The following is a 255-nucleotide window of genomic DNA, read 5'->3' as shown; positions in this document are numbered from 1 at the left end:
TGGTCGGTCGGGTCGATCTCTGCCAAGGGCCATCCTCCAGCTCGGCGCGCGGGCCAGTCTGTCCCACTGCCTGCGCGCTTCAAGCCCATTACGCGCGTTTGATTAAGGCTGAGTTGGGGCCCGATCTGCACCAAAATGGGACGCTTTCTGGCGTTCTGGGGGCGGGCGGAATGTGTCGCCCGCCCAGCGCCCGCTCAGCTCAGCACGTCCTGGTTGATGACGTTCTGCCGGATGGGATCGCCGTCGAGCACACTG

This window comes from Bradyrhizobium sp., from assembly GCF_016462955.1.
Classification (GTDB): Bacteria; Pseudomonadota; Alphaproteobacteria; order Rhizobiales; family Xanthobacteraceae; genus Bradyrhizobium.
The sequence above is the reverse complement of the archived record's forward strand: the minus strand, read 5'-3'. Positions refer to the sequence as shown.